Origin of the sequence: Lentzea sp. HUAS12, assembly GCF_024125735.1 — a bacterium.
Taxonomy (GTDB): domain Bacteria; phylum Actinomycetota; class Actinomycetes; order Mycobacteriales; family Pseudonocardiaceae; genus Lentzea; species Lentzea albida.
In genome coordinates, this window is the sequence record NZ_CP099738.1 from 3,409,356 (window position 1) to 3,434,048 (window position 24,693).

Here is a 24,693-nt window from a genome sequence, read left to right on the forward strand (position 1 = left end):
TCGACGCCGCGCAGCCGGACGAGTTCTCCTACCCGGGCAGAGGTCGTCTCATGATCGAACGACCACCCGATCGTGTTCGGCAAGCGGATTACTACTATCGCCGGATGACCGCCTACGACGATCTCGAGCTCGACACGACGGTGCTGCCGGAACGCCAGCAGAGGATCCTCGTCGCCATCCGCGACTGGGTCGTCGAGCACGGCTACTCCCCCAGCACCCGCGAGATCGGCGAGGCGGTCGGCCTGAAGTCGTCGTCGAGCGTCTCGAAGCACCTGGCCGCGTTGGAGGACAGGGGTTTCCTCAAGCGCGGCGGCTCGGTGACGCGTCCGATGGACGTGCGGGTGTTCCTGAGCGGCGCGCCCGTCGTGCCGGGTCAGGCTTCGGAGGACTCGATCTCGGTGCCCGTCGTCGGTGACATCGCCGCCGGCGCCCCGATCTCCGCCATCGAGCACGTGGACGAGGTGCTGCACCTGCCGCGCGGGCTGGTCGGCCGCGGCAGCAACGTGTTCGCGCTGCGCGTGCGCGGTGACTCGATGATCGACGCCGCGATCTGCGACGGCGACACGGTCGTCGTCCGGCAGACGCACGAGGCGTACAACGGGCAGATCGTCGCCGCCATGATCGAGGAGGAGGCGACCGTCAAGGTGTACCAGCGCAAGGGCGGCCACGTGTACCTGGAGCCGCGCAACGCGGCGTACCCCGTGATCGACGGTGACAAGGCCGTGATCCTCGGCATCGTCGTGTCGGTGCTGCGCAGCGTTTAGAGCACACCCCAGTCGCGTGACCCGAGGTGCTCCACGACGGCGTCGGTCGCCGCCGTGGTCGTGCCCCGGGTGACGACGTAGAGGGTGTTGAGCGGCGGGACCTCCGGGTGGTGCAGCTGCTCGACGGACCCCGCCGCGAGCGCGGGTTCGGCGAGGTAGCGCGGCAGAGCCGAGACGCCCGCCCCGGCGATCACGGCCGCCAGCACCGCGCGCAGGTCCGGCACGGTGATCGTGGGAGCGTTCCGCGGACGTCTGCCGAACTCGCTGCGCCAGTAGCGGCGAACGATCGGCAGGTCACCGGAGTAGGCGACGAGCGGCAGGTGTTCGAGGGCGCGCGCGGGGTCGTTCTCCAGCAGGTCCCGGTCCACGGTCCTGGCCAGCAGCGGCGCGCCGACCAGCAGGAACTCCTCGTCCGTCAGCGGCGTCGCGGTGAACCCGGCGGCCGGGCGGACCGAGGACAGGACCACGTCGAGCTTCGCGCCCCTGAGGTCGGCGAGCAGGTCGTCGGCCAGGCCGAACGCGACCTCGAGCCGCAGGCCCCTGCGCGTGAGGGGCGCGAGCGCGGGCAGGCCCCTGACGGTCATGAACTCCGCCGCTCCCCCGATCCTGACGACGCCGTCGAGCGCCGGTTCGGGGTCGAGCGCGCTGGTGAGCTGGTCGAGGTGCGGGCCGACCCTGCGGGCCAGGTCGTCGGCACGGGGTGTGGGCGTGACCCCGCGGCTGGTGCGCACGAACAACGTCGTCCCGAGCTGCTTCTCCAGCTTGGCGAGCTGCCCGCTCACCGCCGGCTGGGTGAGGCCGCGCCGCGACGCCGCGCTGGTCAGCGAGCCGCCCCGGTAGATCTCCAGGAACGTCACCAGCAGGTCCAGGTCCGTCAAGGTCGAAGCCATAAGTCAGCTTATAGCTCAGGACTCGGCGTCCACCGGATCTGTGATGTCCTGTGGGCATGAAGAAGCTACTGATGGTCGTGTCCGCCGCCGACTCGCTGACGCTGGCGGACGGGTCTATCCACCCCACGGGGTTCTGGGCGGAGGAGGTCGTCGAGTCCGTGCGCGTGCTGCGCGAGGCCGGCGTCGAGGTCACCCTGGCGACGCCGGGCGGCGCCGTGCCGACGGTCGACAAGGCGAGCCTCGACGGCACGTTCGACGAGGCCGTCGCCTCCCTCGCGGACCTGCGCTCGCCGGTCTCGCTGTCCGATGTGGACGGTGTGGGCTTCGACGCCGTGTACCTGCCCGGCGGCCACGGCCCGATGGCGGACCTCGCCTTCGACGCCGGCCTGGGCGCACTGCTCGCGGACTTCCACGACAACGGCAAGGTCGTCGCGGCGCTCTGCCACGGTCCGGCCGGACTGCTCAGCGCCGTCCGCGCCGACGGCACGTTCGTGTTCGCCGGCAGGGAGATGGCGGTGTTCAGCGACGAGGAGGAGCGCCAGGGCGGCCTGGACGTCCCCTACTCGGTGGCCGGACGGCTGGCCGCGCTGGGCGCGCGGGTCGTCGCCGGGGAGCCGTGGTCGAGCACGGTGGTCGTGGACGGCACCCTCGTGACGGGCCAGAACCCGCAGTCGACCGCCGCCACCGCCACCCGCGTGGCGTCGCTGCTCGCCTAGAGCGCCGTCTGCACCAGGGCCAGCACGGTCAGCGACGCCGGCCCGCGGCTGAGCTGCACGATCAGCCCGAGCGGCGTCGGCCCGAACAGCCCGAAGTCGACGATCGCGGCCCCGTGGTCGACCGGCGGCCGCGTCGCGATCCGGTACACGACCGCCACGGCACCCACCGCCGACACGAGCCCGTTGAGCACGGACACGTGCGGGGTGAACGCCGTGGTGAGCGCACACCACAGCACCGCACCGGCCGCCGGGACCACGAGGTGCGCCCGCCGCAACGTCCGGTCGGGCAGGCCGAGTGCCCTCCGCACGGCCGGGGGACCGGCAGACGAACCTGAGCCCCGCGGCGAGGCGGTCGGTGGCCAGGAAGGCGGCGATCACGTGCACGGCGGCGGTGAACTCGGGCTCGCCGCCGAGGGCCACGAGTGCGGGGGCGGGGAGCAGGGCGGCCCAGACCAGGCCGGCGTTGGGGGTGCGGCGCAGGCGGAGGACGTCGGTCCAGGCGAGGGCGGCGACGTGCGAGAGCCGGGAGGGTGGGGCGGATCCGGCGGACCTCGCACCGCGTCCGGCCGCTCCCAGCCGGGCTGACCTCACCCGTCCCAGGGCGCGCGCCCGGCGCTCGGCGAGGATCGCCCCGAGCAGCGCGAGGTCGAACCAGCTCACCGACACCTTCGCCGCGCCCGCCAGCGCACCTCCGGCCGCGAGGTCGGACCGCCGCAGCTTCGGCAGTGACACGCCCGCCGCCACGGCCAGGCCGATCGCGACGACCCAGGCGGCCACCAGCAGTGTGCCGGCGGCGCCCGGCTCCACGCTCAGCTCCAGCGGCACCAGCAGCGCCACCACCGCCAGCCCCACCACCCCGCTCAGCCACCCCTGCAGCCGCCACCGCCCCCGCTGCACCACCACGGCGAACGCCACCACCGCCACCCCCACCGCGGCCCCGATCCCCACGGCTTCCAGCGCCGGTACCACCGCCCCGACGAGCCCGAACACGGCAGCCGTCCAGGCGACCCCCAGCCCGGCCCCGACCACCAGCAGTCCGGAGAACCGCGGCCACAGCAACGCCCCACGCCGAGCCGGCGAGCTCAGCACCCAGAACATCCGCTCGGCACCGGCGAACACCGGGCCGAACGCCAGCGCCGCCTTCATCAGCACCGCGGCACCCAGCACCGACAGCCAGAGCGCGCTCCACGCGCTGCCGGCCGCGGGCGCCTTGGTCAGCCCGGCGTACGCCCACCCGTTCGCGACCAGCGCGACGATCCCGAAGACGACCAGCCGCGAGTGCAGTCGCGCGACCAGCGACCGCCACGGCACCGGAGTCCGCAACCGGCGGCGCACCGCCCACGCGGTCACAGCGTGACGGTCCGGCACGCCACCGCCTCCACGAGCTCAGCGTCGTGCGACGCGAACACCACGGCGACCCCGGCGGCCTTCTCGGCCAGCAGCCGCGCGCGGAGCCACGCGCGCCCGGCCTCGTCCAGGCGCTGCTCCGGTTCGTCCAGCACGAGCACCGAGCGCGACCGCACGAAGCACGACGCGAGCCCGAGCCGGTGGCGCTGGCCCGACGACAGCGTGGGCGGCAGCTGGTCCGCCACCGCCGACAACCCCGACCTCCGCCACCACGCGCGCAACGTCCTCACCGGACCCGTGCAGCCACGCGAGCAGCCGCAGGTGCTCCACGACGGACACGTCCGGGAAGTAGTCGGCGTCGTCCAGCAGCGACGCGACGGCCGCGCGGAAGGCGCATGACGACTCGTCCAGGGGGTAGCCCCCGACCAGCACGGTTCCGGTGTCGAGCACCTCGGCGCCGACGAGGCAGCGCAGCAGCGTCGACTTGCCCGAGCCGTTCGCCCCCACGACGGCCACGGCCTCGCCGGGCTCCACGACGAACGACAGACCTGCGAAAACGGGGACACCGCCGTAGGCGAAGCCGGCGTCCCCCACGCCCAGCGACATGTGACCAGGGTAATGGGAATGGATCGGGCGCCCAGACGTTAGAGTAGATGCAAACGCATTAGTCACTAAGTTTGAAGGAGGCGGGTGCCGTGCAGTTCGGAATCTTCTCGGTGAGCGACATCACCAGGGACCCGGTGAGCGGCGAGACCCCGAGCGAGGCCGAGCGGATCGACGCGATCGTGCAGATCGCGGAGAAGGCCGAGGAGGTCGGGCTCGACGTGTTCGCGATCGGCGAGCACCACAACCCGCCGTTCTTCTCGTCCGCGCCGACGACGCTGCTCAGCCACATCGCGGCGAAGACCAGGAAGCTCATCGTCAGCACCGCGACGACGCTGATCACGACGAACGACCCGGTGCGCATCGCCGAGGAGTACGCGATGCTGCAGCACCTGGCGAAGGGTCGCATGGACCTGATGCTGGGCCGCGGCAACACCGCGCCGGTCTACCCGTGGTTCGGGCAGGACATCCGGCAGAGCCTGCCGCTGGCGCTCGAGAACTACAACCTGCTGCACCGGTTGTGGCGCGAGGACGTCGTCGACTGGGAGGGCAAGTTCCGCACGCCGTTGCAGGGCTTCACCTCCACGCCGCGTCCGTTGGACGACCTGCCGCCGTTCGTGTGGCACGGGTCGATCCGCACGCCGGAGATCGCCGAGCAGGCCGCGTTCTACGGTGACGGCTTCTTCGCCAACAACATCTTCTGGCCGAAGGAGCACTACATCCGGCTGATCAAGTTCTACCGCCAGCGGTACGCGCACTACGGCCACGGCACGGAGAAGCAGGCCATCGTCGGCCTCGGCGGCCAGGCGTACATCGCGAAGCGGTCGCAGGACGCGCTGAACGAGTTCCGCCCGTACTTCAACGAGGCCCCCGTCTACGGCCACGGGCCGCGGATGGAGGACTTCATGGAGCAGACGCCGCTGTCGGTCGGCAGCCCGCAGGAGGTCATCGACAAGACGCTGACCTTCCGCGAGCACTTCGGCGACTACCAGCGCCAGATGTTCCTGATGGACCACGCCGGCCTGCCGCTCAAGACGGTGCTGAACCAGCTCGACCTGCTGGGCGAGGAGGTCGTCCCGGTGCTGCGCAAGGAGATCGAGTCGCGGCAGGACCCGGAGACCGCCAAGCCGCCGACGCACGCCGGGCGCGTCAAGGACAAGTACGGCGACAAGCCCGCCCGTCAGCCGCGGCCGAACGCCAACCGGGGTGACAACGTCACGGGTGGCTCGCCCTACCAGGACGAGAAGTGACCGGAGCCAACGAAGCGTGGGAGTCGCTCATGAAGGCGTACTCCGTGTTGATGAAGCAGTTCAACGCGGAGGACATCTGGGGCGACCTGACCATGCGGGAGTACGACGTGCTGTACCAGCTGTCCAAGTGCGACAGTCCACTCAGGATGAGTGAGCTGAACCGGCACGTGCTGCTGAGCCAGCCGGCCCTGTCCCGCATGGTCGAACGCCTCGTCGACCGGGGTTACGTGCAACGGTGCCCCGACCTCGGCGACCGCAGGGGTGTGCGCCTGTCGCTCACCCCCGCGGGCCGCGAGACCCAGCGGCGGATCGGCAGCCCGCACGCACGCAGCGTCACGCGCGCCCTGAGCGTGCTGACGCCGGAGGAACTCGACCAGCTCGCCGCGATCACCGGCAAGCTCAGCCAGAACGAGGAGCGATGAGCCAGAACTTCCAGCTGGTGGTCGTGTCGGCGGGAACCAGCGACCCGTCGTCCACCCGCCTGCTCGCCGACCGCGTCGCCGGACGCGTCACGACGCTCGCCGGCAAGCGGTCGCAGACCGTCGGCACGAGTGTCATCGAGCTGCGCGAGCTCGCCTCCGAGATCGCGAACGCGCTGGTGTCGAACCACATCGGGTCCAAGCTGCAGAAGGCGATCACGACCCTGCAGCACGCGGACGCGATCATCGCGAGCACCCCCGTCTACAAGGCGGGCGCGAGCGGCCTGTTCACGTCGTTCTTCCAGGTCCTCGACAACGACCTGCTGATCGCGAAGCCCGTCGTGCTCGCCGCGACCGCCGGCACCGCGAGGCACGCCCTCGTGGTCGACGACCAGATGCGCGGTCTGTTCGCCTACCTGCGGACCGTGGTCGTGCCGACGTCGCTGTTCGCCGCGACCGAGGACTGGCAGGACAACGGCCTGAACAAGCGCATCGATCGGGCGGCGCTCGAACTGGTGGCGCTCATGACGTCGGGCTTCGAGAAGACCGTGCGCGACGAGTCGTGGGGCAGCTACCAGCACGAGTTCGGCAGCGCGGGCGGCACGGAGCTGACGATCGACCTCGACTCCGACCTGATGCGTCTCGCCGCCGGTGGAGCGGCCAGCTAGAAGTCGGCGCTGCGTGAGAGCTTCTCGTTCTCGCGCAGCTCCGCGAGCGCCTTCTCGTGCATCGCGACGACGACGTCGTAGCCGGAGTTGCCGAGCACGATCCGTTGCGGCGGAACGGGTGCGTTCATCGCGCTGATCACCGCGCGCACCCCGCGTTCCGGGTCGCCCTCCTGCTTGCCGTTGTAGTCCACGAACGCCGCCTTGACGCTCTCGACCATCGGCACGTAGGCGTCGACCACCTCGTTGACGGGCTCGTCCTGGAAGCCCGCGTAGGCCTTGGTGCGGAACGCGCCCGGCTCCACGACGAGCACCCGGACGCCGAACGGCTCGACCTCGGGGCGCAGCGACTCCGACAGGCCTTCGAGCGCGAACTTCGCCGCCGCGTAGTAGCCGAACCCCTGCGCGCCGACCAGACCCGCCACCGACGACATGTTCACGATCCAGCCGTCGCCGCGGGCCCGCATGCCCGGCAGGACCGCGCGGATCACGTCGACCACCGCGAACAGGTTGAGGTCGAACGTGCGGCGGATCGTCTCCTCAGGGGCTCCCTCGACCGACCCGTACCAGCCGCGACCCGCGTTGTTGACGAGCACGTCGATCCCGCCGAACCGCTCCTCCGCCGCCTTGACCACCGCGCGCACCTGCTCGGCATCGGTGACGTCGAGCTCGAGAACCAGCACGCGGTCACCGCAAGGCTCAGCCCATTCCTGCAGTTCAGCGGGCCGCCGTGCGGTCACGACCACCTGATCGCCCTGTTCCAGGGCGGCCTCGGCGTAGACCAGGCCGAACCCTCCGGGCGTCCCACCGGTGATGAACCAGGTCCTCATCTGACTTCTCCCATCGCTACAGCGCCCCATGTAGCGCTATAGAAAGCAATGTAGCGCTACATGCGCTAATGTAGCAAGCATGCAGAACGCACGGGATCGGCTCCTGCTCGCCGCGGCGGAGTTGCTGGAGGGCGGCGGCACGGTGTCCACGAGGGCGGTGTGCGAACGCGCCGGGGTGCAGGCGCCGACGCTGTACCACCACTTCGGCAGCAAGCAGGGCCTGATCGACGCCGTCGCGAACCACGGCTTCACGCAGTACACGGCCGTGGAGAGCTCCGGCGACCCGCTCGGTGACCTGCGCGAGGGCTGGGACCGGCACGTGCGGTTCGGGCTGGAGCACCCGTCGTTCTACGCCCTGCTCTACGGCCGCGCCCTGCCGGGAAAGCCCTGTGCTGTCACGGCTCCCGCGCACGCCGCGTTGCGCGAGCGGTTCACCGAGGCCGCCGCGCTGGGCATGCTGAAGGTGCCCGCGGACGACGCCGCCGAACAGGTGTTCGCCGCCAACGTGGGCATCACGCTGACCCTGATCACCCAGCCGGAGCCGGACTTCGGGCTGTCCGAACGCGTTCGCGAGGCCGCGCTCGCCGGTGTGCTGCACACGCCGTCGGCCGACGCCCCGGCGACGCGCGCGAGCACCGCGCTCACCCTGCGGGCCCTGGTCTCGGACGACCCCGGTGACCTCACGCCGGGCGAACGCGCGCTGCTCGGCGAACTGCTCGACCGCTTGGCCCGCTAGAGGACCCGATGCTCCTCGGACCAGGGCACGAGCTTCCGCTCGGCCCAGGTCAGTAGGTAGAAGAGCGCCACGCTGATGATCGCCAGCAGTGCCATCGCCGCGAACGCCAGCGCGGTGTCGGCGCTGGCGCCGGACTGCAGGATCACGTAACCCAGTCCGGCATCGGCCCCGACGAACTCAGCGATCACCGCCCCGATGACGGCGAGCGTGATCGACACCTTCAGGCCGACGAAGACCTGCGGCAGCGCGTGCCACAGGCGCAGCTTGAAGAACTCGTGCGTCCGGGTGGCGTCGAGCGACCGGAACAGCTCGACCAGTTCGGCCGGCGTCGACCTCATCCCGGACGCCGTGGAGATGACGATCGGGAAGACGCACACGAGCACGACCATGAGCACCTTCGAGGTGAGGCCGAACCCGAACCACACCACCACGATCGGCGCGATGGCGACCTTCGGCACGGCGTTCAGGGCGACCAGCAGCGGGTAGAACATCCGCTCCAGGACGCTCGACCCCACGATCAGCAGCGCGAGCGGCACACCGGCCACCACGGACAGCCCGAAGCCGGACACGGCCTCCCACACCGTGACCAGCGCCTGTTCGAGCAGGTAGCCGGGCAGCTCCAGGAACGACTCGACCACGTCCGCGGGTGACGGCACGAGCAGCGGCTGGATCCCGAACACGATCGTCGCGAGCCACCAGCCCCCGACGATCGCCAGCAGCCCCAGGACCGGCAGCACGGCCTTCACACCGTCACCAGCAGTCCGCGCAGCTCCCGGCTCACCGCGTCGAGCTCGACCTGTCCGAGCGCACGCGGCCGGGGCAGGCCGACGTCGACCACCGAGTGGATCCGGCCGGGCCGCGGGCTGAGCACCACGATCCGGTCGGCCAGCAGCACGGCCTCGTCGATCGAGTGCGTCACGAACACGACGGCGCGCGGCCGGGCGAGCTGGACCCGTTGCAGCTCCTGGGAAAGCTCGGTGCGGGTGATCGCGTCCAGCGCGGAGAACGGCTCATCCATCAGCATCACCCGCGGGCTCTGGATCAGCGAGCGGCACAGCGACACCCGCTGCTGCATGCCGCCGGACAGCTCGTGCGGCCGGCGCTTCTCGAACCCGCCGAGCCCGGTCAGCTCCAGCAGCTCGTGCGCGCGGTCGCGGTGATCCGCGAGGCCGAAGACCTCCACCGGCAGCAGGACGTTGGCGAGCACCGTCCGCCACGGCAGCAGCGCGGGCCGCTGGAACATGACCGAGACGTCCCGCCGCGGCCGTACGACCCGCTCGCCCGCCACGGAGATCTCGCCGGCGGACGGGGTGAGCAGGCCGGCGACGAGCCGCAGCAGCGTCGACTTGCCGCAGCCCGACCGCCCGATCACCGCCACGAACTCGTCCTCGCCCACTTCCAGGTCGATGCCGTCGAGCGCGTGCACGCCGTCGAAGGAGTGCGAGACCCCGTTCAGGGTGATCACTTGGGCGAGCTCGCGAAGGACACGAAGTCGTTGGGCTGCAAAGACCCTTCGGCGATCGCACCGGCCTCGACGAGCGTGCTGACCACCTTGGCGACCCGGTCCTCGGTGATGCCGCCGACAGGTCCGCTGTAGCCGGACGGCCGCACGTACGGCGCCATCAGCCCGACCTCGGCGCTCGCGACCGCCGCGTCCTGCGTCGGCTGGTACTTCTTGAGGATCGGCCCGACCTCGTCCGGGTGCTCGATCGAGTACTCGAGTCCCTGGAGCAGCGCCCCGATGAACCTGGTCGCCGTCTCGCCCCTGCCGAGCACCTCCTTGGAGGTGACGAGCGCGTTGCCGTAGAGGTCGGGCACCAGGTCGCCGTACGGCAGCACGACGGCCTTCTTGCCCTGGGCGGCGGCCTCGATCAGCGGCTTGCCGACGACGAACTGGCCGATGCCGTCGACCTGCCCGGCCGCCAGCAGCTGCGGCAGCGCGGGCGGGGCGGACGGGACGAACTGGACCTTCACGGGATCGATGCCCGCGGCCTTGGCGTAGACGGGGAACATCACCTGGTTGGTGGACCCCGGCTGGTCCCCGATCCTCTTGCCCTCCAGGTCGGCGGGCTTGCTGATGGCGCCGCCCTCGAGTGCGACGATCGCGGCCAGTGACCGCTGCTGGACCGCCGCCACGACGGTGACCGGCAGCTTCTCCTTGGCCGTCGTGATCGCGGTGGCGGTGAAGTCGGCGACGCCGAAGTCCGCCCGCCCGGCCGAGACCAGCTTCAGCACGTCGACGCTGCCGGTGCCCGGCGTGATCGTGACGTCGAGCCCCGCCCGGTCGAAGAACCCCTTCTCCTTCGCCACGTAGGCGTAGGCGTCCCGTCCGAACGTGCCGAAGGACGTCAGATAGTTGATCTTCTGCTGGAGCTGCACCTCAGCCGGTGACGAACAGGCCGCGACAGCCAGCAGGACGAGCACGGTTGAAAACGCTTTCCGCATGTTCCCTCCCCCGAAGGCACCCTCGTGCTCGAACATAGGGGGCGGGGAGGGTTCATGAACACGTCCGATCGTCCGGTGGCCGTGATCGGCGCGGGCCCGGTGGGGCTGATCACCGCGCTGGGCCTGGTCGCGCACGGTGTCCCGGTCGTCGTCTTCGAGGCGGGTGACGACCTGTCCGCCGACACCAGGGCGGGCACCGTCCTGACGCGCACGCTGGAGGTGCTCGACCGGTACGGCGCGCTGGGGCCGGTGCTGGAGGTGTCGCTGCGGCTCGACGAGATCGGCGAGGTGGACCGGGCGACCGGGACGTCGACCGGGAGCGTCCTGCTGTCCGCGCTGGCGGACGAGACGCGGTTCCCGTTCGTCGTCAACGTTCCGCAGCACGAATTGGAGCCCGCGCTGGCCGGTGTGCTGCGCGAGCGCGCGCCCGGAGCGTTGCGGATGGGCCACCGGCTCGTGGACTTCGTGCAGCACGACGACGGCGTGACGCTGCAACTGTCCACTTCGGATGAAATCGTCTCGTTCGAAGCGGCGTACGTGCTGGGGTGCGACGGCGGGCGGTCGACCGTGCGTGAACGTCTGGGCGCGCGCATGGACGGGCACACGCTGGAGCAGCGGTACGTGCTGGTCGACCTGGTGTGCGACCTCGACGTCGGGAACCCGCGCGACTATCCGTACCTCGCCTACTTCGGCGACCGCGAGGAGTGGATGGTCCTGGTGCGGCAGCCGCACTGCTGGCGGTTCGTGTTCCCGCTGGCGCCCGGCCGTCCCGAGCCGTCCGCGGACGAGTTGCGCGACAGGGCCCGGCACTTCGTCGGCGAGGTCGACTCGGTGGAGGTGCTGGGCAAAAACGTCTACACCGTGCACCACCGGGTGGCGTCGTCGTGGCGCGACCGCCGGGTGTTCCTGCTGGGCGACGCGGCGCACCTGATCACGCCGATGTGGGCGCTGGGCCTGAACACCGGCGTGCTCGACGCGTCCAACCTGCCGTGGCGGCTGGCGTGGGTGCTGCGCGGGTGGGCCGCCGCCGAGCTGCTGGAGGGCTACGAGGCCGAGCAGAGGCCGGTGGCCGTGCACGGTTCGGGCGCGATGGCGGAGGCGGCCCGTGCGGTGATGTCGCGGCGTTCGGACTCCGTGGCGGGCTGGCGGGACGCGATGACGCGGACGTTGCTCGGCGTGCGGCTGGGCGCGGACTGGTCGATGACGCGCACCGGCCCGCCGCAGGCCGGCGACCGCGCCCCGGACCTGCGGGTCTTCGGTCCGCGCGGTCCCGTGCACCTGCACGAGATGTGCCGCGACACGTTCCTGGCCCTGCACCTCACGGACGCGCGCCGCCGGCCGTTCCTGCCCGACGACGACCCCGCCGGGCTGAGGCAGGTCGTCGTGAGCCGGTGGGACGCGCCGCGTGCCTACTTCGACCCCGGCGACTCGGTGCGCGAGCGCTTCGGCGAGGTCGTCGTGCTGCTGCGGCCGGACGCGCACATCGCCCACGTCGAACCGTGGACCGCCACGTCGTGGCAGTCCGTCCGAGCCCGCTACCTGCAGGAGGTGCGCCTTGAAGGGTGACGTCGTGCTCTCGCCGTCGGGTGAGGAGGTCGTGCTCGTCGACGTCGGTCAGCGCGTGCTGCACGACGACCCCGTGGTCAGGGTGTGGGAGGTGGCGCTCGAACCGGGCGAGACGCACGCGTGGCACCTGCACCACAACCCGTACGTGGTCCTCAGCGTCGAGGGCTCGGAAGGCCGCATGGACTGGCTCGACGGCAGCGAGCCGCGGTGGATCTCCGAACACCGCGGCGGTCACGTCTACCGGCCCGTGTCGCCCGTGCACCGGCTCACGAACATCGGCACGACCTCCTACCGCAACCGGCTGGTCGAGCTGAAGGACCTCGGCGAGAACCTGCCAGAACCGCTCGACGTCCGGCACGACGACGTCAGCGTGCGCACCGTCGTCGACCGGTCCCCGGACCTGGAGGGGCCGCACGTCCTCGTCGCGCTGGACGCCGAGGACGTGCGGCTGCACCCCGGTGGGCCGTTCCGGTTCGACGGCGAGTGGTTCGTCGTCGAGCTGGCCTACCTGTCGAGGTAGGGCTCGATGTCCTCGGCCTCGACGACGACCGGACGGACCTCGATCGAGATCTCCTCGACGCCAGCGAAGCAGGTGACGTACTCCTCGGCCACCGCCGTGGCCTCGGCGAGGTCCTTGGCGTTGATCAGCAGGAACCCGCCGACGACCTCCTTGGCCTCGGCGAACGGCCCGTCGACCGACCTGATCGCCGTGCCGCGCCTGCGCACCACCGCACCGCGCTGGTGAACGCCCTCGGCGCCGAGCATGACGCCGTTCGCGCTCAGCTTCTCCACGAAGGCGTTCATCCGCTCGATGAGCTCGGGGGTCGGCTCCCACGAGGCCGGGTCGTCCTCCGGGACGCGGTGCATGAGCATGAAACGCATGGTGTCTCCTCGTTGTCGACTGACGGCCGTCGGCCGCCACCCCTGCGTCGATCGACGTCACGGAGCTTTCGACATTCTGCGCGGAACTTCTTCAGCGGGCGCGTGACACCAGGTGTTCCGCGGTCCGCAGTGCCAGGGCCGCCATCGTGAGCGACGGGTTCGACGTGCCGAGCGACGGCATGCTGCCGCACCCCACGGCGTACAGGTTGGGGTGGTCCCAGCAGCGCTGCCACTGGTCCACCACGGAGTCGCGGGGCGAGGAGCCCATCACGTGCGTGCCGCCGCTGTGCCCGGCGCCCCAGTAGCGCAGCGGTTCGCCGTTGTGCTCGAAGTAGTGGCCGTCGTCCGGCTTGTAGGCGGTGTGGTCCTCGGCGCCGAGCATCTCGAAGAGGCGGTCCGAGACCCGTTTCGAGGCCAGCAGGCCGTCCTTGGCGTACTCGGACAGCGCGTAGTGGACGGACGGCCGCGGGGTGCCGAGCGCGTCGCGTTGCGCGGCGAGCGTGACGCGGTTGGCCGGGTCGGCCTCCTGCTCGACCTCGATCTGCAGCGTGAACTGCCTGCCGACCCGCTCCGCCACGGCCTGCCTCAGCGCGGTGCCGCGCAGGCCGGCCGCGACGAGTTCGGCGGTGTCCGAACCGGGACTGCCCGCCGACCAGCCCCAGCCCCAGTTGCCGATCTCGATCCGGAACGGCGCCCGCTCCCGGCGCTCGGGGCCCGACCGGAAGGTCTCGATGCCGGTCGTCGAGCCGGGACCGCGGAACGGGCCGATCGGGTGCGGCATCAGGCCCCACGTCAGCAGCACGGGGTGGCCCATGAGGTTGCGGCCGACCTGGTCGCTGCTGTTCGCGAGACCGGACAGGAGCAACAGCTTGGCGTTCTCGATCGCGTGCGCGGCGAGGACGACCACGTCCGCCTCCACCGAGTGCCGGGTGTGCCGGCCGGACGTGTCGTCCTCGTAGCGCTGGTAGTCGACCTTCGTGATGCGGCCGGACTCGTCGGCGTGCACCCGGTTCACCGCACAACGAGTGCGCAGCTCCACAGTGGACGACCACCGCCTCTGCGTCCGGTGCGGCGTGTACTTGGCGCCCTCCGGGCAGACCGGCACACAGCTCGCGAACCCCGCACACAGCCGTCCGTCCGGGTGGTAGCCGTCGACCGGGACACCGTTGCGCGCCTGGGGTGTGCCGACGACCAGAAGCTCGCGGCCGTCGATGCGCTGACCGTCCACAACGGACGCGATGGCGTCGTCGAGGAACGTGCGCGGCAGCGCGTGCATCGGGTAGCGGTAGCCCTCGGGGATGGGAACGTGCCGGCGTTGCTCGTCGGCGTCGGCCGCGATCCCGATCTCCCACTCCGCCGCGCGGTAGGAGGGCTCCAGGTCGTCGTAGGACAACGGCCAGTTGCGGCCGCGGCCGAGGTCACCGGTGCGGAAGTCGTCGGGCCGCATCCGGGGCGTGATGCCGGTCCAGGCGGTGCCGGTACCGCCGTTCATGCGCAGGTAGGGGCTCGCGAGGGAGTGCGGCCCGGTGTTGACCACGTAGTCGCTCGACGGCGCCGCGGCGGTCTGGCGGAACGGCACGAGCGGCGACTTCACCAGGGCCGTGCGGTACCTGCTGACCGCGTCCTCGTTCGGCTCGGCACCCGCCTCCAGCACGAGCACGCGGAACCCGTTGTCCCCCAGCACCTTCGCGACGAGCGAGCCGGCGAACCCCGCGCCGACGACCACTGCCCTCACCGGGCGCTTCTTCGCGGTCCGCGCTCCCAGCTGCCGAACCCGGGCGCCGCCGTGCCCGGCGCGGCGACCCCCACGGCCTTCCACGCCAGGCCCTCGGCGTAGGCGCGCTCGGTCGGGATGGCGCCGCGCCAGACCCCGGTGTACCAGAGCTGGATGATCTCGGCCTCGGACGCGCCGTCGGCCAGCGCGCGGTACTGCTCGACCAGTCCGGTCGACCTCAGCTCCTCCGCCGAGAACCCGGTCAGCTCGGCGGACAACTCCACGAAGGCGTCCATCGGGCCATCCTCTGGCGGAGGAACCGCGTGCACCAAACGATCCGGGTGAGGCTCACCCGCGTGGCGCAACCTCCATCTCGCCGAGCCGCGACCAGTCGTCCTGGTCCACGTTCTGGCTGACGATCCGGGGCGTCTCCGCGAGGTACCGCGGCAGTTCCTTCTGGGCGTTCTTGAAGTGCTCGGAGTTCACGTGCACACCACCCGCGTCACCGTCGCGGAACGCCTCGACCAGCACGTACTCGTTCGGGTCGTCGAGGCTGCGCGACCAGTCGAACCACAGGCAGCCGGCCTCGGCGCGGGTGGCCTCGGTGAAGCTCCTGCTGATCTCGGGCCACGCCTCGGCGTGCTCGGGCAGGACGAGGAACTTGGCGGTGATGAAGATCAAGACGACCCCTCCTTCGGCTGAACGCACTCGACCCTAGTCTGTTTGCGCGGTCAACGACCGGCGGCCGCCCCGCATCACTCGGCATCCCAACGCCCGCACGTCCCCCGGCGCCGGCCCGCGACCCCATCGGGTTCCTCCCCCTGCGAGGTCGTCCAACCTGCGCGATCATCCCCGAGTGCCCGAGATGATCGACACCCGCAGGCGGAACCTGGTCGTCGCGGCCGTCCTGCTCGCCATGCTGCTGGCCGCGCTCGACCAGACGATCGTGTCCACCGCGCTGCCCACGATGGTGGCCGACCTGGGTGGCGGTGCGCACCTGTCGTGGGTGGTGACGTCGTACCTGCTCGCCGAGACGATCATGACGGTGCTGATCGGCAAGTTCGGCGACCTCTACGGGCGCAAGAAGACATTCCTCGTCAGCGTCGCGCTGTTCCTGGTCGGGTCGTTCTTCGCGGGCTGGTCGGAGTCGATGGGCACGCTGATCGCGTTTCGCGCGGTGCAGGGGCTCGGCGCGGGCGGGTTGATGGTCACCTCGACGGCGATCATCGCGGACGTCGTGCCGTTGAAGGAACGCGGCAAGTTCCAGGGCCTGGCGGGCGCGGTGTTCGGTGTCGCGACGGTCGCCGGGCCGTTGCTCGGCGGGCTGTTCGTCGACCACCTGAGCTGGCGGTGGGCGTTCTACGTGAACATCCCGCTCGGCATCGCGGTGGTGCTGGTGGCGGTCGCGGCGCTGCCGGCGATCAGGACCGAGGGCCGCCCGAGGATCGACTACGCGGGCATCGCGCTGATCGCCCTGGCGGCGACCGGGCTGACGCTCGTCACGAGCTGGGGTGGCACGGAGTACGCGTGGACGTCGCCGACGATCCTGTGGATGGCGGCCGGGTCGGTGGTGCTGCTCGTCGCGTTCGTGTTCGTGGAGCAGCGCGCGGCCGAGCCGATGCTGCCCATGAGGTTGTTCCGCAGCAGGGTGTTCACGGTGTCGGGCATCCTGAGCTTCGTCGTCGGGTTCGCGATGCTCGGCGGCATCACGTACCTGCCGATCTACCTGCAGTACGTGCGCGGCGAGTCGGCCACGGCGTCCGGGCTGTGGATGCTGCCGCTGATCGCGGGCCTGATGTCCACGGCCCTGCTCACCGGCAACACGATCAGCCGCACCGGCCTCTACCGGCCGTTCCCGATCGTCGGCTCGGTCGTGCTCACCGTCGGCCTGTTCCTGCTGTCGCTGCTGGACGCCTCGACCAGCTACTGGGAGATGGGTGCGTTCATGGTGGTGCTGGGCGCGGGCATCGGCCTGGTGATGCAGGTGCCGGTGATCGTCGTGCAGAGCACCACGAACTACACCGACCTCGGCGTGGCGACGTCCGGCATCAGCTTCCTGCGCACGATGGGCAGCTCGTTCGGCGTCGCGATCTTCGGCACGATCTACGCGAACCAGCTGCCGAAGCACCTCGTGGTGCCGCCGGGCGTCGACCCGCGCGCCATCGCGAGCCCCGCCGCCGTCCACGCGCTGCCGGAAGCGGTGCGGGCGCCGATCGTCGCCGGGTACGCGGAGACCGTGCAGATGATGTTCTTCATCGCCGCCCCGATCGGCCTGGTGGCGTTGCTGGTCGCGGTCTTCCTGCCGCAGGTGCAGCTGCGGGACACGTCCCGGGCGGCCGCGGCGGGCAACAGCGGTGTGGGCGAGAGCTTCGCCGCGCCGCCGTCGAACTCCTACGACGAGCTGCGCAAGCTGGTCTCCACGGTCGTCTCCAGGTCGTCGGAGGACCCCGGAATGGCGGTGCTGCGGCGTTCCGGCGTCGACCTGCCGCTGGAACAGGCCTGGATGCTCGGCCGCGTGTACCGGGCGTCGACCGACGACGGCGTGGCGACGCTGGCCGAGATCGGCGAGATGACGAAGGTGCCCGGCGGCATCTTCGAACCGACCGCGCAGGCCCTCGTGCGGTCCGGGCACCTGGCGTTCGGTGACGACGGCTACCGGTTCACCGACCTGGGCTCGGACGTGTTCGCCCAGCTCGTGGTGGCCTGGCGGCGCTGGCTGCTCGACCAGCTGCAGGACTGGCACGAGCCGGACCAGCGCGACTTCGCCCACGCGCTCGACTCGTTCGCCGACGAGCTGATCGAGAGCGGCCGGCAGCTCAGCCGGGTCTAGATCCTGGCTTCAACTCGACGTGAAAGCCCTCTTTCGACGTACGATGAATGATGCGTGGCTGAAACACTTGTTGTGGCGATCCTGGATCGAGTTGAGCCCCACGCTTCGAACGAGCTCATCTCCTCGGATCCACATCGTGTCCACATTTCGTCCACACCGGCGTGCAATCATCGGCGGCAAGCCTGAGCTTGACTGTTGATCGCGGTGAGCACGGGTGCGGCAGACATCGCTGGACACGATGTCTGCCCTGAGCGAGATAGTGCCCCCGAACAGATGGTGTTCGGGGGCACTTGTCGTCTTCTGTTCCAGGCCGCGGCCACGTCCGACGCAGTCACAGGCCCCAGGTGGCGGTGAACGCCGCACGTTCGTTGAAGACCTGTTCGGCTTCGGGCAGCCCCAGTTCCGCGAGGCCGGCCTGGGCCGCGTCCCGGTGGAGCGTCGCGTGACCGAAACGCCCGAGCTCTCGCAAGCATTTCGCGAGACCCTGGTGGGCACGGATCTCGTGGTCGCGATTCTCCGCGGCGACTGACAGGTCCAACGCTGCCTGGTAGTGGTCGTGCGCCTCGGCGTGCGCCCCTTGGGACAACGCCGTTCTGCCGCAGTCGAGATGGAGCCGTGTGCGCAGTCGAACTTGAAAGCTGGTAGTTAGTTGTTTCTCAGCACTTTCGTGGTGATGGGCCGCCTCGGATGCCTGACCGGACCGCAAGTACACGTTGCCGATGTCGTTCAGCGCGTACGCGGCCGCACATTGGTCACCGACCTCGGTCGCGTACCGGTACGCGAGCCTGTGACTGTTGAGAGCGTCATCAAGCTGTCCCAGTAGCTGCTGCACCGAGCCGAGGCCGTTCAAAATGTGAGCTTCTGCTCGCACATCTCCGGTCGTGTGTGCCATCTGGAGTGCGGATCGGAAGTTCCGGCGTGCGACGTCGAGGTTGCCCTGCGAACCGTTGAGGAAGCCGAGCAGACCCAGTGCGCGAGCTTGGCCGCGCGAGTCGTCGAGCTGCTCGTACTGCGCCAGAGCCAGATCGAGGTGTGCGATCGCTTCGGTGTTCCTGGCCTGTTCCATCGCGGGGATCGCAAGCACGCTCAGGGCATCAGCTTCTCCCCTCGTGTCCCCCAGCTCCGCCCACAACGTGCGAGATCGAGTCGCGATGCGCAAAGACGTCGAGAGCTTCCCCTGCTGGGCAAGTGTCACCGCGACGAGGAGCGACAGCTGTGCTTGGCTGTGGTCGTCTCCCGAACTGATCGCGGCTTCCCATGCGAGTTTCAGGCCTTCGAGGCAGTCCTCTGCCCGGCCCATCGCGTTGAGATGCCGCCAGATCAGAACCGAGAGCCGCCAGCTGTGCTCCGGCAGCCCGTTCGTCGCCGCGTAACGGATCGCGGCTTTTAGGTTGTCGCGTTCGGCGGTGATCCATGCCAGCGCTTGACTCTCCTCTGAGAACCGCAGCGCGAGTGAGCTCACCTGGTCCTCCGACGGGGAGACCGAGCGGTCGAACGGATACGCGACGCTCATCGCGCCCGCGAGTGTCGTGAGGTAGAAGTCGAGCAAGCGCGTCAATGCGTCAGCAGAGGGTTCGACGATGACGGCGGCGAACTCCTTCACGGAGTCCAGCATCTGGTAGCGGTCCGGTGAGATCTCCTCGATCAGGCAAACCTCGTGCAGGTCGTGGAGGAGCAGACGAGTGAGCGCGATGTCGAGACCGACCAGAGCAGCTGCACCGAGGATGTCGACGTCGGGACCCGGCAAGTGCCCGAACAAGCGGAAGACCTGCTGCTGCTCGTCGTCGAGCTGTTCATAGGAGGCGCGGATGGCAGCCGCGCTCTCCCACAACGACTCGCTGTCGTCCAGCAGGTCGAGCAGGTGGTCGAGCGACCACCTGTCGTGCTTGCGCAGCATTGCGGCCGCGACGGTGATGGACACCGGCAGGAAACCGCAGCGCTTCACCAGGCGTGCGACGTCTTCCGGCTTGCTACGCCTGCGATCCGGGTCGGTCAACGTCAGGAACAGTGCCTCGGCGTCGTCCAACGGCATGGGAGCCAGTCGGATGTGTTCACTGATGTCCGGCTCACCCATCCTGCGGCTGGTGATGACGGCGAAGCAGTCGGGTGCTTGGGGCAGCAGTGGCCGGATCTGCTCCGGAGAGGCCGCGTTGTCCAGCACCACCAGCGTTTTCGTGCCGTGGAGCTGAGACTGGTACAGCGTTGCCTTGCGCCCGACGGTGCTCGGGATCTGCTCACCCGGAACACCCAGCTCGATGAGAAGTTGGGTCAGCGCCTCGGACAGCGACAACGGTGTCACGCCGGGTGTGAACCCGTTGAGGCGCACCATCACTTGGCCGTCCGGGAACCGGTGTCGCAGGCAATGCGCGGCCTCGATGGCCAAGCTCGTCTTGCCGACACCGGGAGCGCCGCTGATCCACACCGCGCGCCGTTCGTCCACTCCGGCCGCGGCGCGTGCTGCCGCTTCGATCGTGCTCAGTTCGTTCGAGCGCCCGGTGAACCCACCTGGGCGTGACGGAAGTGAACTGGCCGGTTCCCCTCGACGGGCGCGCTCCGCGAGCTTGCGCAGCGCCGTTCCCCGTTCGAGTCCCAGATCGGCCAGAGTCTCCGAGACAGCGTCGAACGCCTTGAGTGCGCCGACCCGGTCGCCGTCGACGATCAGGGCACGGATCAGCAGTTCGGCGTACTTCTGGTTGTCCGGGTTGATGCGGATGGCGCGACGCATCCGGTCACGGGCCGAGCGGTGATCACCTGCGAGCAGTTCGAGTTCGGCCAGGTCGCCGAGCGCGTCGAGGTACGCCTCGTCCGGCGGGATGACCTCCGAGCCGCCGACGCGGTCGATGTCGATGTCCTCCAGGAACCGCCCACGCCACAACGACACCGCCCTGCGCAGCAGGTCGATGGCGAGGCGCTGCTCGTTGTCCTGCAGAGCCAGTGCCGCCTGGGTGCGCAGCCTGTCGAACCGGACTGCGTCGATCCGGTCCTCGTCGACGCGCAGCACGTAGCCGGTGGCCATGCGCTCGATTTCCACACCGGTGCCGTCAAAAGCCTTGCGCAGTTTGTTGACGTACCCGCGCACGAGAGCTTTGCGCTCCTGCTGCTCGGGCCACACGATCTCGGCGATCCGATCGGGCGGCACGGGTTTGTTCGCGTTCAACAGCAGGACTACGAGGATGAATCTTTGCTGCTGATCACCCAGCGGAACGACAGCGTGGTCGTGCCACGCCTCGAGCGGACCCAAGAGACGGAATTCCACGGTCACTCGCCGCGATGTGATCGGTTGCGCAAGCGGTCCCACAGGTCGAGGACGGCCACCGCCTGGTCATCCGGAGGATCACACGCCTCGACGAGAGCCTGGACCTGAGACCGGCTGCGCGGTATTCGCTTCAGCTTCTTCCTCATCAGCGCGTGGATCTGGCTTCGCGCTATTCCGGTTTTGCAGTGCGCCTGACCAAAACTGAGGTTCGAGCTTTCCCAGATCAGACGGAGAAGTCGGTAGAACTCCGCGTCGGTCGGCTCGGTCACAAGAACTTCTCCGCATTGGGAAGCTCGGCGATGTCGCGCACGATCCGGAGCCTCATGAGATCCAGCAGACGATGAGGGGTGGTGATCGCGAAAGTGAGCACGGCAACCGCGGTACCACTTTTCACAATGGCCGTGTCGACGTCGATGCCGTTGAGCCATTGGAGGTTGAAGGAGACCAGGCCGGCGGTCACCAGAAGGGCCTCGGGCAAGGTGGTGCGGGCACTCGCCCAGGTCGTGTTCCTGCGCGCGAGCGCGGGCTTTGTCCGGTCAGGCACGTGCGGCCTTTCCGCGCCCGAGGTCACCCCCAGGAGCTTGATGATGATCGCGGTGAGCACTGGTCGGCGCCGGTCGGGCTGGACCCCGGTTCGACGCTGGCCCATAGAGTGCCCTAGTCGGTGGACCTCCGGAAGTCGCTCGATCGACAAAGTGTCCACATACGGACCAATGTGTGGCCCGTTCCTGCGGCTGAGATCCAAAAAACCGGTCAGACATAGGACTTTCCGATGTCTGCAATCGGCTGGAGTCACTGTGCTCGCCCTGCGGCGACTGGCGGGTCGAATGAATGTAGTAGTGCATCTATTGCTCCATCTTCACACGCCATGAGCTGCAGCTATAAGTTGTCCGCAGGTCTCAGCAGGACCGAGGATTCACTCTGCAGTGGAATTCAGGTCACGTCAGACGCTCGGCTACTACGTGCCCTGCAGGTCGTCAAAGCCAGGGCGCGAAGCCGGCGGTGGTGGGTCCGGCCCTGCAACAAGCGTGCCCAGGCCCGTCCTGATCCGCAGCCCCACAGGATCGGGTTGATCACCCTGGCCGTGCACACCACGCCGGCCGACAGTTCGGCGGGCAGGCCCTAAGTCCTCGCCTCCAGGGCCGCGGCCTCCGCGTCGCGGCCCTGCTCCCGGTACAGCTTCAGCGCCCTCTCCCACCGCTCGCGCGCCGGCTCGTCCTCCCCCGCCGCCGCGTGGACGTCCCCGAGGTGTTCGAGCACGGTCGCCTCCTCGGCGGAGTTGTCCAGCTCGCGGTAGAGCGCCAGCGCCTCGCCGTAGTGCGCGACGGCGTCGGCGTGGCGGCCGTCGTGGTGGGCGATGTGCGCGAGGCTGTCCAGCGTGGCCGCGGAGCCCTCCGCGTGACCGAGCCTGGTGTTGAGCAGCATGGCTTCCTCGCAGAACGTGCGTGCTTCGGCGTAGCGGCCCAGGCACGCGTACCGCCAGCCGACCTCGTTCAGCGCCTCCGCCTCGCGGATCTGGTGCCCGGCCGCGCGGAACTGCTCCAGCCCGGCGAGCGAGTGCTCCAGCGCCTTCTCCAGGTCGCCCTCGAACTCCGCCGCCCACGCGATCGCCCGGTGGGCGCCGCCCTGCGCCTCGTGGTCGCCCTCGCACAGCTCCAGGCCGCGTCCCAGGTGCTCGTGCCCCAACGCCGACTGGCCCAGCTCGATGTAGTCGGCGCCGAGGCAGCGGTGCGCGGCGGACTGCTTGAGCCGGTCGTCCCACGCCTGCGCGGCGCGCAACGCCATCAGCCAGGCCTCGATGTCGTCGGTCGTGCGGCCTCGCCGGAGGTGGTAGTTGTTCAGCGCGCGGCCGATCAGCCAGACGACGTCGAACCCGTTGCGCGCCAGGGCCTGGCGCTGTTCGGTCAGGAGGCAGGCGTGCTCCGCGTCGAACCACGCCATCGCCGCGGCGTTCGTGTCGAAGGTCAGCGCGTGGCTGCTTTCGTGCTCTGGCAACGGTTTGTGCGGTTCCAGCGTGAGCGCGGCCGCGCGTGCCGTCGCGGCGTAGAAGTCGGCCAGCCGGGTGCCCGCGTCGGCGGCGAGGTCGGCCGCGTACAGCCCGACGAGGTCGTGCATGCGGTAACGGCCGGGCACGTGCTGCTGAACGAGGTGCGCGTTCTCCAGTTCCCGCAACACCATCCGGGTCTTCGCGGCCGGCCGGTCCACCACCGCGGCGGCCGCCGTCAAGCTGATGTCCGCCGTGCCGACGGTGCCGAGCAGGCCGAACGCCCTCGCCGCCTCGTCGGACAGCGCGGCCACGGACCACGAGAACACGGCGCGCAGGTTCGTGCCGATCTCGCCCGTGTCGAGGGCGTCGAGGGGTTGGTCGCGCAGTTCCGCGGCGAACGCGGCCAGCGGGAAACCCGGTTCCATCGCGGCGCGCGCGGCGACGATCGACAACGCCAGCGGCAGGCCTCCGCACCAGCTCACCAGGTCCGCGACTACCTCGGGTTCGGCCGCCACGCGTCCGGGGCCGAGCCTCGCCACGAGGAACTCGCGCGCGTCGGCCGGGTCGAGCACGTCGAGCGACACGGAGCGGGCGCCGTGCGCGGCGACGAGGCCCGCGAGCTTGAGCCTGCTGGTGACCAGCACCGTCGCGTCCGGGCCGGGCAGCAGCGGCACGACCTGCTCGGTGGAGCGGGCGTTGTCGAGCAGCACCAGCAGCCGCCGACCCGCGACGAGGCTCCGGTAACGGGCCGCCCGTGCGTCCAGACCAGCCGGAATCGTCTCCTCCCCCAACGCCTCCAGGAACTCGCGCAGCACTGCCTCCGGCGGCGTCGGCCCAGCGGACGGGTCGAAGCCGCGCAGGTTGACGTAGAGCTGGCCGTCCGGGAAGTCGGCCAGGTGCCGGTGGGCCCAGTGCAGCGCCAGGGCGGTCTTGCCGATGCCGCCCGTGCCGCCGAGCGCGGTGATCACGACGGTGCCCGGCCGGTCGAGCGCCGCGAGCTCGTCCGCGCGGCCGGTGAACCACGGGTGCGGCGCGGGCAACTGACGTGGTCCGGCAGGCCTCTCCTCCCCGCTTCCCACGAGGATCCGCTGGTGCACGTCCTGCAACGGCCTGCTCGGGTCGACGCCGAGCTCGTCCGCGAGGCCGCGCCGCACGAACTCGTAGTGCCGCAACGCCTCCGCGTCGTTGCCCGAGCGGTGCAACGCCAGCATCAGTTGCGCGGCAAGGCGTTCGTCGTGCGGGTGTTCGCCGGCGAGCGCGCGCAACGAAGGCAGCAGCGCGGCGTGCCGGCCGTCCGCGAGCGCCGCGTCGTTGCGGTCCAGTTCGGCGGCAAGGCGTTCGGCGTGCAGGCTTTCGCGCAACGCGTCGAACCACGGCGACTCGAGCCCGTCCACCGCCCGCCCGCGCCACAACTGGAGCGCCGCGTCGAAGTCACGATCACGCACGAAGGCCCTGAAGCGGAACAGGTCCACCTGTGACGGGGCCACCGCGAGCCGGTAGCCCGCGGGGGAACGTTCGATGTCCAGCCCGAGCAGCTTGCGCAGCCGCGAGACGTAGCCGTAGAGGGTCTCGCGGGCCCGCAGCGGCGCCCGCTCACCCCAGACGCGGTCGAGCAGCCGGTCGACGGGCAGCGGCCTGCCCTCCTCCACCAGCAGCGCGGCCAGCACGGACCGTTGCCGGACGTGGCCGACGTCGACCAGCGCGCCCTCGTCGCGCACCTCCACGGCGCCGAGCAGCCCGAACTCCAAGATCACTCCTCAGCAGCGGGTTCAAGGTTCATCCTAGGTTCACCG

At 70.1% G+C, this 24,693-nt stretch carries 24 protein-coding genes and 2 pseudogenes; 9 read left to right on the forward strand and 17 right to left on the reverse strand.

The genetic code is table 11. From position 1 onward, the window contains the following. Nucleotides 1–104: 104 nt before the first annotated feature. Nucleotides 105–764 (forward strand): transcriptional repressor LexA, encoded by a 660-nt coding sequence (lexA, locus tag ND450_RS14905; protein WP_253326722.1) that lies wholly within the window; start codon nt 105–107, stop codon nt 762–764. Here lexA and ND450_RS14910 read toward each other — a convergent pair. Then, nucleotides 761–1,654 carry a LysR family transcriptional regulator gene (locus tag ND450_RS14910; protein ID WP_253326723.1) on the reverse strand — a complete coding sequence of 298 codons (894 nt, stop codon included), beginning with the start codon at nt 1,652–1,654 and terminating at the stop codon, nt 761–763. The two genes, lexA and ND450_RS14910, sit on opposite strands and share 4 nt — an antisense overlap. Before the next feature lie 56 nt (nt 1,655–1,710). Here ND450_RS14910 and ND450_RS14915 point away from each other — a divergent pair, with 56 nt between their 5' ends. Then, nucleotides 1,711–2,370, forward strand: a complete 660-nt coding sequence (locus tag ND450_RS14915) for a type 1 glutamine amidotransferase domain-containing protein (protein ID WP_253326724.1) — start codon at nt 1,711–1,713, stop codon at nt 2,368–2,370. Here the strand turns inward: ND450_RS14915 and ND450_RS14920 are convergent. The 4 genes and pseudogenes from ND450_RS14920 to ND450_RS46035 all read right to left on the reverse strand — a co-directional run. After that, nucleotides 2,367–2,678, reverse strand: a complete 312-nt coding sequence (locus ND450_RS14920) for a DUF6297 family protein (protein WP_253326725.1) — start codon at nt 2,676–2,678, stop codon at nt 2,367–2,369. The two genes, ND450_RS14915 and ND450_RS14920, sit on opposite strands and share 4 nt — an antisense overlap. Before the next feature lie 61 nt (nt 2,679–2,739). Then, nucleotides 2,740–3,516 (reverse strand): annotated as a pseudogene (locus ND450_RS46030) (DUF6297 family protein); the annotation flags it as partial. 200 nt (nt 3,517–3,716) lie between these two features. Continuing rightward, the gene (locus ND450_RS14930) at nt 3,717–4,007 is read right to left on the reverse strand and encodes an ATP-binding cassette domain-containing protein (RefSeq protein ID WP_253326727.1); all 291 of its coding nucleotides are present in this window, start codon (nt 4,005–4,007) and stop codon (nt 3,717–3,719) included. A gap of 22 nt (nt 4,008–4,029) precedes the next feature. Next, a pseudogene (locus ND450_RS46035) lies at nt 4,030–4,323 on the reverse strand (ATP-binding cassette domain-containing protein); the annotation flags it as partial. Between the two features lie 89 nt (nt 4,324–4,412). Here ND450_RS46035 and ND450_RS14935 point away from each other — a divergent pair. Genes ND450_RS14935 through ND450_RS14945 form a run of 3 tightly spaced genes read left to right on the forward strand, consistent with a single transcriptional unit; the run spans nt 4,413 to nt 6,657 of the window. Then, nucleotides 4,413–5,570, forward strand: a complete 1,158-nt coding sequence (locus ND450_RS14935; RefSeq protein ID WP_253326728.1) for an LLM class flavin-dependent oxidoreductase — start codon at nt 4,413–4,415, stop codon at nt 5,568–5,570. Beyond that, nucleotides 5,567–5,992 (forward strand): MarR family winged helix-turn-helix transcriptional regulator, encoded by a 426-nt coding sequence (locus tag ND450_RS14940; RefSeq protein WP_253326729.1) that lies wholly within the window; start codon nt 5,567–5,569, stop codon nt 5,990–5,992. The genes ND450_RS14935 and ND450_RS14940 overlap by 4 nt, the downstream gene beginning before the upstream one ends. Further along, nucleotides 5,989–6,657, forward strand: a complete 669-nt coding sequence (locus ND450_RS14945; protein WP_253326730.1) for a CE1759 family FMN reductase — start codon at nt 5,989–5,991, stop codon at nt 6,655–6,657. Before ND450_RS14940 ends, ND450_RS14945 begins: the two co-directional genes overlap by 4 nt. On the opposite strand, the gene ND450_RS14950 is transcribed toward ND450_RS14945, so the two are convergent. Further along, a complete protein-coding gene (locus ND450_RS14950; protein ID WP_253326731.1) occupies nt 6,654–7,484 on the reverse strand; it encodes an SDR family NAD(P)-dependent oxidoreductase in 831 nt (276 codons plus the stop codon). The two genes, ND450_RS14945 and ND450_RS14950, sit on opposite strands and share 4 nt — an antisense overlap. A gap of 79 nt (nt 7,485–7,563) precedes the next feature. Here ND450_RS14950 and ND450_RS14955 point away from each other — a divergent pair, with 79 nt between their 5' ends. Continuing rightward, nucleotides 7,564–8,220, forward strand: a complete 657-nt coding sequence (locus ND450_RS14955) for a TetR/AcrR family transcriptional regulator (protein WP_253326732.1) — start codon at nt 7,564–7,566, stop codon at nt 8,218–8,220. Here ND450_RS14955 and ND450_RS14960 read toward each other — a convergent pair. From ND450_RS14960 to ND450_RS14970, 3 genes are read right to left on the reverse strand one after another with little or no spacing between them, the layout of a single operon-like run. After that, nucleotides 8,217–8,966, reverse strand: a complete 750-nt coding sequence (locus tag ND450_RS14960) for an ABC transporter permease (RefSeq protein WP_253326733.1) — start codon at nt 8,964–8,966, stop codon at nt 8,217–8,219. The two genes, ND450_RS14955 and ND450_RS14960, sit on opposite strands and share 4 nt — an antisense overlap. Further along, entirely contained in the window at nt 8,963–9,685 is a 723-nt protein-coding gene (locus tag ND450_RS14965) for an ABC transporter ATP-binding protein (RefSeq protein WP_253326734.1), read from the reverse strand. The genes ND450_RS14960 and ND450_RS14965 overlap by 4 nt, the downstream gene beginning before the upstream one ends. Continuing rightward, the gene (locus ND450_RS14970) at nt 9,682–10,665 is read right to left on the reverse strand and encodes an ABC transporter substrate-binding protein (RefSeq protein ID WP_253326735.1); all 984 of its coding nucleotides are present in this window, start codon (nt 10,663–10,665) and stop codon (nt 9,682–9,684) included. The genes ND450_RS14965 and ND450_RS14970 overlap by 4 nt, the downstream gene beginning before the upstream one ends. A 54-nt stretch (nt 10,666–10,719) precedes the next feature. Here ND450_RS14970 and ND450_RS14975 point away from each other — a divergent pair, with 54 nt between their 5' ends. Both ND450_RS14975 and ND450_RS14980 read left to right on the forward strand, forming a co-directional pair. After that, nucleotides 10,720–12,231 (forward strand): FAD-dependent monooxygenase, encoded by a 1,512-nt coding sequence (locus ND450_RS14975; RefSeq protein ID WP_253326736.1) that lies wholly within the window; start codon nt 10,720–10,722, stop codon nt 12,229–12,231. After that, nucleotides 12,221–12,751 (forward strand): hypothetical protein, encoded by a 531-nt coding sequence (locus ND450_RS14980; protein ID WP_253326737.1) that lies wholly within the window; start codon nt 12,221–12,223, stop codon nt 12,749–12,751. The genes ND450_RS14975 and ND450_RS14980 overlap by 11 nt, the downstream gene beginning before the upstream one ends. Here the strand turns inward: ND450_RS14980 and ND450_RS14985 are convergent. The 4 genes from ND450_RS14985 to ND450_RS15000 form a co-directional block, all read right to left on the reverse strand. Then, a complete protein-coding gene (locus ND450_RS14985) occupies nt 12,736–13,113 on the reverse strand; it encodes a YciI family protein (RefSeq protein WP_253326738.1) in 378 nt (125 codons plus the stop codon). The genes ND450_RS14980 and ND450_RS14985 overlap by 16 nt on opposite strands. Nucleotides 13,114–13,204: 91 nt before the next feature. Further along, nucleotides 13,205–14,848, reverse strand: a complete 1,644-nt coding sequence (locus ND450_RS14990) for a GMC family oxidoreductase (RefSeq protein ID WP_253326739.1) — start codon at nt 14,846–14,848, stop codon at nt 13,205–13,207. Further along, nucleotides 14,845–15,123 carry a hypothetical protein gene (locus ND450_RS14995; protein ID WP_253326740.1) on the reverse strand — a complete coding sequence of 93 codons (279 nt, stop codon included), beginning with the start codon at nt 15,121–15,123 and terminating at the stop codon, nt 14,845–14,847. Before ND450_RS14995 ends, ND450_RS14990 begins: the two co-directional genes overlap by 4 nt. A gap of 52 nt (nt 15,124–15,175) precedes the next feature. Beyond that, nucleotides 15,176–15,508 (reverse strand): putative quinol monooxygenase, encoded by a 333-nt coding sequence (locus ND450_RS15000; protein WP_089911242.1) that lies wholly within the window; start codon nt 15,506–15,508, stop codon nt 15,176–15,178. 184 nt (nt 15,509–15,692) lie between these two features. On the opposite strand from ND450_RS15000, the gene ND450_RS15005 reads away from it, so the two are divergent. After that, on the forward strand, nt 15,693–17,657 hold the full coding sequence (locus tag ND450_RS15005; RefSeq protein WP_253327924.1) for an MDR family MFS transporter: 1,965 nt from the start codon (nt 15,693–15,695) through the stop codon (nt 17,655–17,657). A 331-nt stretch (nt 17,658–17,988) separates the two neighbouring features. Here the strand turns inward: ND450_RS15005 and ND450_RS15010 are convergent, their stop codons facing one another. The 4 genes from ND450_RS15010 to ND450_RS15025 form a co-directional block, all read right to left on the reverse strand. Beyond that, complete coding sequence (locus ND450_RS15010; protein WP_253326741.1) at nt 17,989–20,955, reverse strand: tetratricopeptide repeat protein; 2,967 nt, start codon at nt 20,953–20,955, stop codon at nt 17,989–17,991. Beyond that, entirely contained in the window at nt 20,916–21,182 is a 267-nt protein-coding gene (locus ND450_RS15015) for a hypothetical protein (protein WP_253326742.1), read from the reverse strand. The genes ND450_RS15010 and ND450_RS15015 overlap by 40 nt, the downstream gene beginning before the upstream one ends. Beyond that, on the reverse strand, nt 21,179–21,517 hold the full coding sequence (locus ND450_RS15020) for a hypothetical protein (RefSeq protein ID WP_253326743.1): 339 nt from the start codon (nt 21,515–21,517) through the stop codon (nt 21,179–21,181). The genes ND450_RS15015 and ND450_RS15020 overlap by 4 nt, the downstream gene beginning before the upstream one ends. A 518-nt stretch (nt 21,518–22,035) precedes the next feature. Next, nucleotides 22,036–24,648 carry a BTAD domain-containing putative transcriptional regulator gene (locus tag ND450_RS15025; RefSeq protein ID WP_371927707.1) on the reverse strand — a complete coding sequence of 871 codons (2,613 nt, stop codon included), beginning with the start codon at nt 24,646–24,648 and terminating at the stop codon, nt 22,036–22,038. Between the last annotated feature and the right edge of the window lie 45 nt (nt 24,649–24,693).